At 64.8% G+C, this 12623-nt stretch carries 12 protein-coding genes; 5 read left to right on the forward strand and 7 right to left on the reverse strand.

Going from position 1 to position 12623, the window contains the following annotated elements; all coding sequences use genetic code 11:
• The first annotated feature begins 175 nt into the window (after nucleotides 1-175).
• Nucleotides 176-628, forward strand: a complete 453-nt coding sequence (hpaR, locus tag ACJ8PI_RS14925; protein WP_033648530.1) for a homoprotocatechuate degradation operon regulator HpaR — start codon at nucleotides 176-178, stop codon at nucleotides 626-628.
• Between the two features lie 56 nt (nucleotides 629-684).
• On the opposite strand, the gene ACJ8PI_RS14930 is transcribed toward hpaR, so the two are convergent.
• From ACJ8PI_RS14930 to ACJ8PI_RS14960, 7 genes are all read right to left on the reverse strand, one after another.
• On the reverse strand, nucleotides 685-1476 hold the full coding sequence (locus ACJ8PI_RS14930) for an SDR family oxidoreductase (protein ID WP_164134823.1): 792 nt from the start codon (nucleotides 1474-1476) through the stop codon (nucleotides 685-687).
• A gap of 4 nt (nucleotides 1477-1480) precedes the next feature.
• Nucleotides 1481-2278 (reverse strand): molybdenum cofactor biosynthesis F family protein, encoded by a 798-nt coding sequence (locus ACJ8PI_RS14935; protein WP_033636970.1) that lies wholly within the window; start codon nucleotides 2276-2278, stop codon nucleotides 1481-1483.
• Nucleotides 2279-2289: 11 nt separating this feature from the next.
• A complete protein-coding gene (locus tag ACJ8PI_RS14940) occupies nucleotides 2290-3072 on the reverse strand; it encodes an SDR family NAD(P)-dependent oxidoreductase (RefSeq protein WP_033636968.1) in 783 nt (260 codons plus the stop codon).
• Nucleotides 3065-3655: a DUF3156 family protein gene (locus ACJ8PI_RS14945; RefSeq protein WP_049194551.1), complete on the reverse strand. Its 591-nt coding sequence runs from the start codon at nucleotides 3653-3655 to the stop codon at nucleotides 3065-3067. The genes ACJ8PI_RS14940 and ACJ8PI_RS14945 overlap by 8 nt, the downstream gene beginning before the upstream one ends.
• Complete coding sequence (locus ACJ8PI_RS14950) at nucleotides 3630-5123, reverse strand: APC family permease (RefSeq protein WP_164134824.1); 1494 nt, start codon at nucleotides 5121-5123, stop codon at nucleotides 3630-3632. Before ACJ8PI_RS14950 ends, ACJ8PI_RS14945 begins: the two co-directional genes overlap by 26 nt.
• Before the next feature lie 129 nt (nucleotides 5124-5252).
• Nucleotides 5253-6437 carry an anaerobic sulfatase maturase gene (locus ACJ8PI_RS14955; RefSeq protein ID WP_049212476.1) on the reverse strand — a complete coding sequence of 395 codons (1185 nt, stop codon included), beginning with the start codon at nucleotides 6435-6437 and terminating at the stop codon, nucleotides 5253-5255.
• The gene (locus ACJ8PI_RS14960; RefSeq protein WP_164134825.1) at nucleotides 6434-8146 is read right to left on the reverse strand and encodes an arylsulfatase; all 1713 of its coding nucleotides are present in this window, start codon (nucleotides 8144-8146) and stop codon (nucleotides 6434-6436) included. The genes ACJ8PI_RS14955 and ACJ8PI_RS14960 overlap by 4 nt, the downstream gene beginning before the upstream one ends.
• Before the next feature lie 482 nt (nucleotides 8147-8628).
• On the opposite strand from ACJ8PI_RS14960, the gene ACJ8PI_RS14965 reads away from it, so the two are divergent.
• The 4 genes from ACJ8PI_RS14965 to ACJ8PI_RS14980 all read left to right on the forward strand — a co-directional run bounded on the left by ACJ8PI_RS14965 (nucleotide 8629) and on the right by ACJ8PI_RS14980 (nucleotide 12614).
• On the forward strand, nucleotides 8629-9276 hold the full coding sequence (locus tag ACJ8PI_RS14965) for a helix-turn-helix transcriptional regulator (RefSeq protein WP_033636963.1): 648 nt from the start codon (nucleotides 8629-8631) through the stop codon (nucleotides 9274-9276).
• Between the two features lie 140 nt (nucleotides 9277-9416).
• Nucleotides 9417-10604, forward strand: coding sequence for an MFS transporter (locus tag ACJ8PI_RS14970; RefSeq protein WP_049194543.1), 1188 nt, complete (start codon nucleotides 9417-9419; stop codon nucleotides 10602-10604).
• Nucleotides 10601-11713 carry a class II histone deacetylase gene (locus ACJ8PI_RS14975; RefSeq protein ID WP_164134826.1) on the forward strand — a complete coding sequence of 371 codons (1113 nt, stop codon included), beginning with the start codon at nucleotides 10601-10603 and terminating at the stop codon, nucleotides 11711-11713. The genes ACJ8PI_RS14970 and ACJ8PI_RS14975 overlap by 4 nt, the downstream gene beginning before the upstream one ends.
• Nucleotides 11714-11807: 94 nt before the next feature.
• Entirely contained in the window at nucleotides 11808-12614 is an 807-nt protein-coding gene (locus tag ACJ8PI_RS14980; RefSeq protein ID WP_154030091.1) for an alpha/beta hydrolase, read from the forward strand.
• Nucleotides 12615-12623: the final 9 nt, after the last annotated feature.

A 12623-nucleotide genomic window follows, 5' to 3' on the forward strand; every position in this document is an offset into this window, starting at 1 on the left:
ATTCAACGTATTAATCATTTTTCTCGCCATTTTTCGCTGCGGCACGCATTTTTGCTTTATCCCTACGGGTAACTTTGGCTACTATTAAGTTATTAACAAAATCGGGCTTTGCGGGGCGGGCGCCCCCATAACGAGCGCCGTAACAACGAACACCTTGATAGCTAAGGCCAAACTTATGCATGAATCGTTAACCATCGCCCTGCTGCAGGCGCGTGAAACCGCCATGGGGTTCTTCCGCCCGATCCTGAAAAGCCACAATTTGACCGAACAGCAGTGGCGCATCATCCGCGTGCTGGCCAACAGCCGCTCGATCGAATTCCACGAGCTGGCGGCGGAAACCTGCATCCTGCGCCCCAGCCTGACCGGCATTCTGTCACGCATGGAGCGTGACAAGCTGATCTTCCGCCTCAAGCCGGTCAACGATCAGCGCAAGCTGTACGTGTCGCTGACCCAGCAGGGCCAGGATCTGTATGAAGTGGCGCGCCACCAGGTGGAACAGGGCTACGCCGAGATTGAAGCCGCTTTCTCGCGGCAGAAAATGGACCAGCTGATGACGCTGCTGGACGAGCTGATCACCCTGGGCGACAGCCTGCCCGCCAACGTCACCGCGCATCCCACTAAGAAGTGATTTAACCAACCGGAATTCTCAAATTAATTGGCGTTGCAGCAAACAACGCTGCAGCGTCAAGTAAGCAGAGAATTCGTTTCCGGCAACAGCGCGCCGCCGTCCACCACCAGCGTCTGGCCGGTGATGTAGGCCGCCGCCGGCGAGGCGAGAAACACCATCGCCGCGGCGATGTCTTCCGGTTCCCCCAGCCGCCCGAGCGGCACCGAGGCGGCGATCGCCTGATTCACCTGTGCGCCGCCCAGGTTGACCATCGCCGGCGTGCGGATCATCCCCGGCTCCACGCCGTTGACGCGAATTTTCTCCGCCGCCAGCTCCAGCGCCGCCGCGCGAATAAACCCGTTCACCCCGGCCTTGGAGGCAGCGTAGTGCGCCAGCCCCGGGTAGGCCACCCGCGGGCCGGTCACCGACGAAGTCACCAGAAGGCAGCCGCCGCCCCGGCGGCGCATCCACGGCAGCGCCGCCTGCGCCAGAAAGAACGGCGCCATCAGATTGACGCTCAGCGTGCGTTGCAGCAGGGCCGCGTCGATGGCGGCGAACGGCGTCAGCGGAAAGTAAGCGGCGTTGTGGATCACCACGTCCAGCCGTTGATGCCGCTCGCCCACCATCGCCACCAGCTCGGCGATCTGCCCCGGTTCGGCCAGATCGCAGGCCAGCGCCTGCACGCTCAGCCCTTCGTCCCGCAGCGCCTGCGCCGCCGCCTGCGCCTGCGGCAGCTGCACGTCCGCGATCGTCACCTCGGCGCCCAGCCGGGCAAAGGCGCTGACGATCGCCAGCCCAATGCCCTGCGCGCCGCCGGTCACCAGCACCGCCTGCCCCGCGAAGGCGTCGGCCGCATAGGTTGCGCTCATCGCCCTATCCTCGCGGGTGGCGCGTGGTGTTCAGCACCTGCGCATGGGCACCGACCGCAAAGTTGCTCAGCGCGCTGAAATCGCTGCCCTGATAACCGAGGATCTTGCCGTCGGTGCGCATGCCCTGCAGATCGATCATCACCACGCCCAGCGTCGGGATGATCTTCTCGCGCCAGACGAACAGATAAAGCTGCTCCGCCACCTTCACGTAGTGGCAGCGATCGACGTCCGCCAGCCCTTTCTCCACCCCGTCCAGACACTGCCAGGCGTAGAAGTTATCGTTCAGGTAGATGTGCTCGTACCGCTCGGTCGGGCTGTAGGTGTACATGTTGCGCATGCCGATCAGCTCATCGGTAAAGCCCGGCGGCGCCACGTCGGCGTCATCCAGCGTGCCGAAGCGGAACTCGGCCTCGACCGCGGTCAGCGGCAGCCCCTGTTCCACCCGGCTGAAGGCATCGAGCCGCGCCTGCGCTTCGTCCGGCAGCTGGCCGTATACCGCAGTGAAGTTGCCCTGATTGCGGTCGCATACCAGCGTAATGCTGGCGTTGGCGCGGGCGGGATCGAGAAAATCGATGAACAGCACGCCGGGGCGAATGCTGGTGGCACGATAGGCGACGCCGCGCCGTTCGCCCCACTCCAGCGTCTGCTCGTCGGTAAACCGGCAGCGCTGCGTCGCGCCGTCGCTAAAGCGCAGCGTCAGCGTGCTGCCCGCCAGCCCGTGCTGCCGTTCCAGCGTATTGCTGTGCGGCGCAAAGCCTTCCGCCAGCGCGCCAACCTGAATGAATACCGCTTCTGAACTCATGGAAATGCTCCTTACAGGGAAGTGAAAGCCAGGGTCGGCACGTCAACGATGGTGGAGCCGCCGTCGGCCACCAGCGCCGCGCCGGTAATGATTGAAGCTTCGCTGGAACACAGGAAACGGCAGACGCGGGCGATCTCCTCGGCGCTGGCCGGGCGGCGCAGCGGCACGTCGCGGCAGACCATCTGGTAAGCCTGCTCCAGCGATATCTGATGGGCGTCCATCAGCAGTTGCATCTCTTCGTCCGCCATCGGCGTGGTCACCCAGCCCGGGCACACCGCGTTGGCGCGCACGCCCAGCGGGCCATAGTCGCGGGCGATGGAGCGCATCAGCCCGATCAGCGCGTGCTTGGCGGTGACGTAGCCGCAGACCTCCGGCCCGGCGGCCAGCGAGGCGATCGAGGCCACGAACAGCAGGTTGCCGCCGCTTTTAATCAGCTCCGGCAGGCAGGCGCGCGCGCTGGCGAAGGCGCTGTTGAGGTTGCTGTCCATCGCCCCTTGCCACTGCGCGTCGGTCATCTCGGTGATGCGCTTGAAGCCCATGCCGCCGGCGCTGCCGATCAGGCAGTCGATGCGCCCGGCGTCGCGCAGAATGGCCGGTAGCAGCGCGTGGTTCCAGCTCTCGCCGCTGGCGGCGTCGCCCACCAGCGCCTGCGCGCCGATCTCTTGCGCCAGCGCCGCCAGCGGTTCCGGGCGGCGGCCGATGATGAACACCCGATCGCCCTGCGCCGCCAGCAGACGGGCGCAGGCGGCGCCGACGCCGGTGCCGCCGCCGGTAATCACAACCACTCTATTCATGATTCAGCTTCTCCATCAGTTGGCCGATCATCAGCAGGCTGCTCAACAGCAGCCGCCGCTGTTCGGCATCCAGCCGCAAATAGCGGCGGCCGGCCGGCAAACGGCTGACCACCTCCGACGCGGCAAAATGCTCGATATCCACCTGCCAGCGCCCGTCTTTCACCGTCAGCCGCACGCGGCGAAAATCCAGCTGCGCCAGCGTCTCGCCGATCTGCGGGTAGCGCTGCAGGCCGTCCAGCACCCGCTGCGCGGCCGCGTGGCGCTGGCGCAGCAGATAACGCACCCCGCGCCGCCGCAGCCAGCCGCCGGTCACCACGTCCAGCGTCATCGGGGGCTGCGCCGCGCACGCGCCCTGCAACCGAAAGCGGTGGCTGACGATATGCGCCATAAACAGCCCCTGCACCTGTTCGTCGATCTCGATCTGCGGCCCCTGCGGCAGCGTCAGCCGCAGCAGGCCCGGTGCCAGGCGTTCGCACGCGTAGGGTTCCAGGTTGCGCGCCAGACGATCCAGCGCGGCGCCCGGCCGATAGCCCGACGGCGCTCGCCGCCAGGCGCGATTAAATGAGGGAAGTAAGCCGATCAAACTGCGCCTCCTCGTTTTCACCTTTGGCGAACGCGTTCTCCAGCACCTGCTCGACCGGCACCGGCTTGAACGGATTCACTTTCTGCACGCACAGCGTCCAGAACAGCGCATAGGCGGCGGTCAGGCCGATCATCCAGCCGAAGGGAATGTAGATGTCGCTCGGGTTCATTCCCGGCGGCGTGATGTAAACGATGGCCAACACGATGCCGACGCTGGAAACGATCTGCGGCAGCGGGAACCACGGCGATTTATAGGCGCGCGGCAGATCGGGGCGGCGTACGCGCAGGATCACCACCGAGCAGGTCACCAGCAGGTAGGCCACGCCCCAGGCGCACACCGCCGCCAGCACCAGCGGAATGATCCTGTCGAGGTTGCCCTGAATGGCGAAGGCGTGTACGCAGGGGATCAACACCGCCACCAGAATGCCGACCACCGGCGTCTTAAAACGCGGGTGCAGATAGGCGAATATGCGCGGCAGCGCGCCGTCCAGCGCCATGCCGTACAGAATGCGCGGCACCGCCGCCATCAGCGTGTTGATGGTCGCCGCGCCCGCCAACAGCAGGCCGACGCCGAGCCAGTATTTGCCGAACTGGCCCATTACCTGGCCGGCGAACGCCGGGATGGCCATCGGCGTTTCCAGCAGGCGCGCGCCGCTGGCGGCGTCGATCACCACGTTTTCCACCTGGTGGCTGAGCGCCGCGCCATACAGCGCCATGCACACCGCCACGCCGCACAGCCCCAGCGCCATCGCGCGCGGGATCACCCGATCGCAGCGTTTGATCTCCGGTGCCATCGGCGTCACCAGCTCACAGCCGACGAACATGAACATCGCCATGCCGATCAGGCTGAATACCGCGAAGGGATCGTTCAGGCTCAGCGTGCTGCCGAACCAGCCCTCGAGCGGCACCGCATGCGGCGACAGCAGCCCGACGATGCCGAAAATCACCAGCGTGCTCCACATGGCAAAGGTCAGCACGATCTCCGCCTTGCCGAAGGCCTCGATGCCGAACGCGTTGAGCAGGCCGAACACGATGACCAGCCCGACGCCGACCATCCAGGAGGCGTTGTGGCTTTCCATCAGGGTGTTGAGGTGCTCGAAGTTCACCAGCGCCATGATGCCGGAGAGAATGGTCTCGGCGGTGCCGGCGAAGATGTGCACGATCAGGTAGGCCGACAGCGCGCCGGTGATGGCGAAAAAGCGCCCCATGCCGCTGGAGATGTAGTCGTAAACCGAACCGGAGGTCGGCAGCAGCGCCGCCGCTTCGGAGAAGGTGGTGAGCTGCGCCTGCATCATGATGAAGGCGATCAGCATCGCCAGCGCGAAGGTGTCGCCGCCGATGCCGAAGCCGCTGGTGACCGTCAGGATCACCGGGCTGGCCATGATCACCCCAACCGAACTGGCCAGGGTGGTGGGAAAGCCGACCTTGCCTCGAGCCAGGTGGGCGTGCAACCGCGACGACAGGTTCATGGTTATTTCCTCTTATAGTTTTGGCCTGATGCATGCAGGTGCTTGCAGGTTTTTCACCGCCAGCGGCGGTCATCTCACTATAGAGAGGAAAGGAAAATGCTGACTATCGTCCTTAAGGACGAGACGGTTTCAACCTGCGGCCGCGCTCACGGCGGCGCGCCACTGCATCGCTCCCTGCGGGCTGCGCGGGTAGGCGCGCAGCGGCGCCAGCAGCGCGGAAAAGAAGGCGTAATAGCCGGCGCACAGCCGGTTGTAACGATCTTCGCCCACATGCGCCGGGCAGCCGCCCTGGCAGACGCTTTTCACGCTGCAGCGTTGGCACTCGCGGCGCAGGCTCTTGTTTTTACCGAACGGCATCTCCGCCGCCCTTGCCGCCAGGGTGGCGAGCGGCGTGTGGCGATCGGCATGGCCGAGCAGGTGCTGCGCGTTGATCAGATGATCGCAGGCGTAAAGCCGCCCGTCCGGCTCCATCACCAGATTGCCGCCGCAGCGTTCGGCGTGTACGCAGCTGGGGCTGACGTGGGTGAAATACTGCGCGTAGACCTGCTCGATGTTCATTACGAAGACCTGGCCGACGTGCCCGCGGCTGCGCCAGCGGCGGTATACCGCCAGCATGAAGCGCCCCCAGTTGGCGGCGCTCAGCCCATAGCCGGCGGTGGGCGCATCCCCTTCCAGCATCAGCGGCTGGAACTGCAGATAGCGCGCCCCGATCGCCACCGCATGATCGTAGATCGCCTCGGCGCGATCCGCGACGCCGTCGTGCACCACCATCAGCAGGTTGAAATCGATCTGATGGCGCTGCAACAGCGCAATGCCGCGCAGCGCGGCGTCATAGCTGGCACCGCCGCGCTTGTCCGGCCGGTGGGCGTCCTGCACCTCGCGATCGCCGTCCAGGCTGACGCCGAGGATAAAGTGATGCTGCCGGAACAGCCGGCACCAGGCGTCGTTCAGCAGGGTACCGTTGGTCTGCAGGCTGTTGCTGATCCGCACGCCCGGCGGCGCGTAGCGGCGTTGCAACGCCAGCGCCCGCTTGTAAAAACCGATCCCCGCCAGCAGCGGCTCACCACCCTGCCAGACGAAGTTGATCTCGCGGCTGTAACGCGGCTGGGCGGCAATGTAGCCGCGGATAAATTCCGCCAGCAGGTCGTCGTCCATCTTGCGCGTCCGCTCCTGCTGGCGCTGCGGATAGTAGCAGTAGCGGCAGCCCAGGTTGCAGCCGGCGCCGATCGGCTTCACCAACAGATGAAAAGGCGCCGCCGCGCGCGGTTCGCTCTCTACCGGGATCTGCTGCACGCGCAGCTGGGCCAGGTTCATGGCGCCGCCTGCGGCAACGGTTTGTGGGTCAACGGATCCAGGCCGATGTAGTCGCCGGTGCTGGCGTCGACGCCGAGGTAGTCGATCGCTGCGCCTTTGGCTTCAATGACCATGCCCTGCTGCGCAAAGCGGCGATACGCCTCGCTCAGCCGTTTGACTCGATCCGGGTTGGCGGCGGCCAGATCGCGCGTTTCCAGCGGATCGTCATGCAGGTTGAACAGCCCCCACGGCGCCATCTGCGCCGTCGGCCCGGCCTTCACCAACCGCCGCAGCTTCCAGACGCCGTCCACATAGGCGGCCTGGTTATGCAGCTCCACGCCGTAGGTCGCGCGCGGCACGCCGTCGGCCTCGCCGCTGAAATAGCGTTTGAAGCTGACGCCGACCATCGGCAGCGTCGGTTTGGCCTTCAGCGGTTTGTTGGCGTCGATGCCGGCATAGTCATACAGCGTCGGGGCGATGTCATACACCGCCATCGGCGTGCGGTCGATGCCGCCGCGCCCCTTCAGCCGCGGCGCGGAGATGATGAAATCGGTATTGATGCCGCCCTGCGCGCTGGTGGTTTTGTGGTAATTGGCGTACGGCGCGTTGCTGACGTTGGCCCAGTGCGGCCCGTAGGAGATGAACGAGCCCTTGCGGCCGAGGTTGGCGTAGCTGTTGTCGAACTGCCGCCAATACTCCGGCTTCGAGCCGTAGTAGAAGCCGCTGGCGGGGTTGGCGCCGTTGTCGGTGGCGAACACGATCACCGTATTTTGGTCGCGGCCGGTCTGCTTCAGGGTGTTCAGCACCGCGCCGACCTGATCGTCCATGTAAGCGATCATCGCCGCGTACACCTGCATGGTCTTGGCTTCATATTTTTGCTGCTCGGGCGTCAGCGCGTTCCAGGCCTTATCCAGCGCCAACGTCGGCATCGGCGTGCGCTCGGAAATCAGCCCCAGCGCTTTCAGGCGCTGAATGCGCTGCTGATAGGCCTGCTGGTAACCGGCGTCGTATTTGCCGTCGAATTTGGCGATCCAGTCATCCGGCGCCTGCAATGGATCGTGCGGCGCGGTGAAGGCCAGATAGGCGAAGACGGGCTTATTTTGCGGCGTATCGCGGATCCACTGTTCCAGCTGATCGGCATAGGCCTTGCTGGAATAGAAATCTTTGGGCAACGACACGCGTTTGCCGTTCAGAGTGTAGAAGGTGTGGAACGCCTCCACGGTGCCCAGCGGTTTCGCATCGTCGAAATGGCTGGTGCCGCCGCCCATAAAGGCGAAGGCGCGCTCGAAGCCGCGATCGGTCGGTTTGGCGCCGTCGACATAGCCCAGATGCCATTTGCCCGCCATCATGGTGGCGTAACCCGCGTCGCGAAAACGCTCCGGCAGCGTGATCACGCGGTCGGTCAGGCGCATTTCATAGCCCGGCTGCGCGGCGGTGCTCTCATACCACCACATGCCGCCCATGCCGGCCTGCTGATTGGTATTGCCGGTCATCAGCATCGACCGCGCCGGCGCCGACATCGGCGAGGTGTAGTACTGGCTCATGCGCACGCCCCGTTCGGCCAACGCCTGCAGGTTGGGCGTCGGTATCTCACCGCCGAACGGGCTGATGTCGGAGTAGCCCATGTCGTCTACCAGAATGATCAGCACATTGGGGCGATCGGCGTCCGCCCCCTGTGCCAGACCCGATAAGGCGCCGCTCAACGCCACCGCCAACGTTTTTTTCTGCATCGTTTGTTCCCCGTATGGTCATGCGGACTGAACAACCCGACGCCTCAGCCCGAGAAAGGTCATCATTTTTTCGTCTTATACGTTTGGCGCCGCCTGGCGCTATCTTCAATTCGCAGTGTAGGAAGCGGCGGAAAAGCCTGGCTATCGTTCTTAAGAACGAGGGACGACGGCGACGGCATCGGCTGTAGCACGCGCAGGGCGGCGAGGGCTTCGTCCGGGCAAACATTGAAAAGCGCTGTAAATTCAGCGGGAAAAGCGGTGAATTATTTCATTAACCTATTAATGAAAATCGCGATAAATCCGAACCGAAAAGCCCTGATTAACGCAGTGTCATCTTGTTATTTATGTGTTTTATTGCAATCGGCCTCACGTTGTTAATATGTTTTTATTGTGTTGCCAAATTGCTACAACTATGCTTGTATCGTTCATATATTGACCGCCAACCTTCTCCAGATTGAACGATAAAGGGAGGAACACGAATCATGCACAGCACAGCATCCGATGCCTTTATCAACAGTTGTTTGGCGACCATTACGCACCTGATCCCGGTGTCCGCCGGGGTGTTTTATCTGGTCGATCGCGACCTGCGGCCGGATCACTACATCCTGTACGGCATGCCCGATAAAACGCATCAGCAGTATCTGAACCACTTCCAACAGATAGACCCGCTGCAACCGGCCAATTTCCATCGCCAGGACATCACCATGGTCGGCATGAGCCCGGCGGCGATCGCCGGCAACCGCCGCTATTACCACGACTTTATGCTGCCGAACGACATGCGCGACATGACGGAGATCTTCATCCGCCAGCGCAAGCGCATCGTCGCCGGGGTATCGCTGATCCGCGATACGCCGTTTACCGAAGTGGAGCGCGGCCGCCTGCGCGCGGTGCTGCCGCTGATCGAGCTGGCGACGCGCGATCTGCTGCCCGACGGCGAGGCGCAGATGCTGACCGCCAAAGAGCAAGAGATCGTCAACCTGGTGCGCGAAGGCGCCAGCAATAAGCGCATCGCCCTGAAGCTGGGCATTTCGCTGTCCACGGTGAAAACCCATATGCGCAATATTTTCGCCAAAACCGACGTGGTGAACCGCACCGAGCTGGTCGCCGGCGGCTTTCTCGCCCACGGTTAACGCCCGATAACGGCCGCCGCTGCCGACGGCCGGAAAATAACGCCAAAACGTATTCGCCATTTATGGCGCGGCCTCCCCCTGCCCGCAATCGGGCCGGGCGGGATATTTCATCGTCACTTAACGCTTGGGGAATAAGGTTTATGTCCAGTGATTCGGTTTCCGCGCCCGCCGTCGGCGCGGCGCTCCCCTGCCCGCCGCGGCTGCTGACCGCCATTATCGTCTTCGCCGCCATCGCGCCGGGCATTCTGATGACCGCCCCCGCCGTGGCCGCCCAGCTCGCCGCGCAGTGGCAGCTCGGCCCGGCGCAGATCGGCCACCTGTTCTCCACCGAACTCGGCGCCATGAGCCTGGCCACGCTGCCGGCGTGGTGGTGGATCGGGCGCATCAACTGGCGGCGGGTCGCTACGCTGTCGGCGCTGGTGTTTATCGCCGGCAACCTGGCTTCGGCGCTGGCGCAGGATTTTACCCTGCTGCTGCCGCTGCGCTTTATCGCCTCGCTGGCGGGCGGCACCCTGATGATCCTGTGCATCACCTGCGCCGCCGGCACCGCCAATCCCAGCCGGGTCTATGCCTTCTGGGTGCTCGGCCAGCTGGTGCTGGGCGCGGTCGGGCTGCTGGTGCTGCCGCCGCTGTTCGCGCACTTCGGCCTGATGGCGGTCTACCTGATTCTGGCGGCCATCATGCTGTGCTGCCTGCCGCTCATCCCGGCGTTCCCCAACGGTTTCACCGCTGCCCGCGCCGCCCGCAGCGGCCCCGCCGCCTCGCTGGCGCGCAAGCTGTGCGCCGTGCTGGCGGTGCTGACCTTTTACATCAGCCTGAGCGCGGTCTGGACCTTTATCGGCGGCATCGCTGCCGGCGCCGGGCTGTCGCCGGCCCACAGCGGCCAGGTGCTGGCCGTCGCCACCTTGCTCGGCATCGTCGGCGCGGGGGCCGCGGCGCTGATCGGCGCGCGCTTCGGCGGCGGACGCCCGATCGTGCTGGGGTACGCCCTGCTGCTGGCCAGCGTGGCGCTGCTGACGAGCCAGCCCCTGCTGCTGCGCTTCGCCCTGGCGGCCCTGCTGTTCAAATTCACCTGGACCTTCGTGCTGCCGTTCATTCTGGCGCGCGTCGCCGGGTTGGATAACGACGGCAAGCTGATGAACGGCATCAACCTGGTGATCGGCGGCGGCATGGCCATCGGCCCGACGCTGGCCGGCTCTCTGATCGAATCTTCCGGCGGTTTCAACGCCTTGCTGTTCGGCGCGCTGGGCTGCGCGCTGCTGTCGCTGCTGTTGATTTCGCTGGCTTCACCGCGCGCACCGCGCCGTATAACAGGAGGAGAAAGGTGAAAAGAACAACCGGTTTCTTGTTTGATGAACGCTGTTTCTGGCACAGCACCGGCCTGCACGCCACCACCCTGCCGGTCGGCGGCTGGGTACAACCGCCCTCGGGCGCCGGCCACGCCGAGTCGCCGGAAACCAAACGGCGCATGAAGAACCTGATGGACGTGTCCGGCCTGTCGCGCCAGCTCACCCTGCTGAGCGCCGAACCGGCGACGGAAGAAGACCTGCTGCGCATTCACCCCGCCCACTACCTGCAGCGTTTCAAACAGGTGAGCGACAGCGGCGGCGGCCTGCTGGGAGAGGAAGCGCCGCTGGGGCCGGGCAGCTATGAGATCGCCAAACTCTCCGCCGGGCTGGCCTGCGCGGCGGTGGAGGCGGTGCTGCAGGGCGAGCTGGATAACGCCTATGCGCTGTCGCGCCCGCCGGGCCACCACTGCCTGCCGGATCAATCGATGGGTTTCTGCTTCCTGGCCAATATTCCGATCGCCATCGAGCGCGCCAAGGCCCGCCATGGCCTCGGCAAGGTAGCGGTGCTCGACTGGGACGTGCACCACGGCAACGGCACCCAGCACATCTATTGGCAGCGCGGCGACGTGCTGACGCTGTCGCTGCATCAGGACGGCTGCTTCCCGGCGGGCTATTCCGGCGAACGGGATCGCGGCGAAGGCACCGGGGCGGGCTGCAACGTTAACGTGCCGATGCTGGCCGGCGCCGGCGACGACGGCTACCTGCACGCCATGCGGCGCATCATCATCCCGGCACTGGAAAAATTCGAGCCGGAGCTGATCATCGTCGCCTGCGGTTACGACGCCAACGCCCTCGATCCGCTGGCGCGCATGCAGCTGCACAGCGACAGCTTCCGCGCCATGACCGCGCTGGTGCAGGACGCCGCCGACCGGCTGTGCGGCGGCAAGCTGGTGATGGTGCACGAAGGCGGCTACGCCGAATCCTACGTGCCGTTCTGCGGGCTGGCGGTAATGGAACAGCTGAGCGGCGTGCGCACTGAAGTGCAGGATCCGTTGCTGGCGTTCATCCAGCAACAGCAGCCGCGCGACGCCTTCAACCGCTTCCAGCGCGAAGCGCTCGACGAACTGGCGCGCCAGTTCGGCCTGTAATCCCCTCTCTGCGGGCGCCGCACCCGGCGCCCCTGACAACTTAGTCGCCAGCCGCTACGCTGAAGGGCAACCCTACCACCATGAGAACAATAAGATGCCCGAACAAACCGTCAGCTTTATCAAAGGCCGTCACGGCGACATCGCCGTGCATGATTGGGGAAATGACCAGCCGCGCTATCTGGCGCTGCTGATACACGGCTACGGCGAGCATCTCGGCCGTTACCAATACGTGGCGCGCACGCTACAGGTGCAGGGCGCGCGGGTGTTTGGCCCCGACCATCTCGGCCACGGCCTGTCGCAGGGCGAACGCGTGCTGATCGAGGATTACGACGCCGTGGTCGACGACGTGCAGCGCGTGGTCAGCCATTTCCGGCAGCAATACCCCACCTTGCCGCTGGTGGTGATCGGCCACTCGATGGGCGGCATGATCGCCACCCGCTACGTGCAGCGCTACGGCGAGGAGGTGCGCGCGCTGGTGCTGTCCGGCCCGCTGCTTGGCGACAGAACGGCGATCTCCGATCTGGCCGAACTGCCGACGATCCCCGACGCGCCGCTGGATACCGCTACCCTGGCGCGCGATCCGGCGGTTGGCGCGGCGTATCAGGAAGATCCGCTGGTGTGGCACGGGCCGTTCAAGCGCCCCACCCTGCGCGCCATGCAGCGGATCCTCGCCGCCATCAACGCCGGGCCGGGCTTCGGCGCGCTGCCCACGCTGTGGATCCACGGCGACGACGATCGGCTGGTGCTGATGAGCGAAACGCAAACCGCGCTCGATCGTCTGCGCGGCGACAATTTCGAACGGATGATCAATGCGGGCGGGCGGCACGAGAGCTTTAACGAAACCAATAAGGATCGGATCCTCAAGCGGGTGACCGATTTTATTGCGCGGGCGTTAGGCTAAGGCGCTCCC

It is taken from the genome of Serratia sp. CY82433 (assembly GCF_052166535.1).
GTDB classification, from domain to species: domain Bacteria; phylum Pseudomonadota; class Gammaproteobacteria; order Enterobacterales; family Enterobacteriaceae; genus Serratia; species Serratia sarumanii.

Excerpts from the sequence above, each read along its gene's own strand:
- ACJ8PI_RS14930 (WP_164134823.1), bottom strand. The coding sequence starts at position 1,476 with ATGAGCGCAACCTATGCGGCCGACGCCTTCGCGGGGCAGGCGGTGCTG.
- ACJ8PI_RS14955 (WP_049212476.1), bottom strand. The coding sequence starts at position 6,437 with ATGAACCTGGCCCAGCTGCGCGTGCAGCAGATCCCGGTAGAGAGCGAA.
- ACJ8PI_RS14960 (WP_164134825.1), bottom strand. The coding sequence starts at position 8,146 with ATGCAGAAAAAAACGTTGGCGGTGGCGTTGAGCGGCGCCTTATCGGGT.
- ACJ8PI_RS14965 (WP_033636963.1), top strand. The coding sequence starts at position 8,629 with ATGCACAGCACAGCATCCGATGCCTTTATCAACAGTTGTTTGGCGACC.
- ACJ8PI_RS14970 (WP_049194543.1), top strand. The coding sequence starts at position 9,417 with ATGTCCAGTGATTCGGTTTCCGCGCCCGCCGTCGGCGCGGCGCTCCCC.
- ACJ8PI_RS14940 (WP_033636968.1), bottom strand. The coding sequence starts at position 3,072 with ATGAATAGAGTGGTTGTGATTACCGGCGGCGGCACCGGCGTCGGCGCC.
- ACJ8PI_RS14980 (WP_154030091.1), top strand. The coding sequence starts at position 11,808 with ATGCCCGAACAAACCGTCAGCTTTATCAAAGGCCGTCACGGCGACATC.
- ACJ8PI_RS14950 (WP_164134824.1), bottom strand. The coding sequence starts at position 5,123 with ATGAACCTGTCGTCGCGGTTGCACGCCCACCTGGCTCGAGGCAAGGTC.
- ACJ8PI_RS14935 (WP_033636970.1), bottom strand. The coding sequence starts at position 2,278 with ATGAGTTCAGAAGCGGTATTCATTCAGGTTGGCGCGCTGGCGGAAGGC.
- hpaR (WP_033648530.1), top strand. The coding sequence starts at position 176 with ATGCATGAATCGTTAACCATCGCCCTGCTGCAGGCGCGTGAAACCGCC.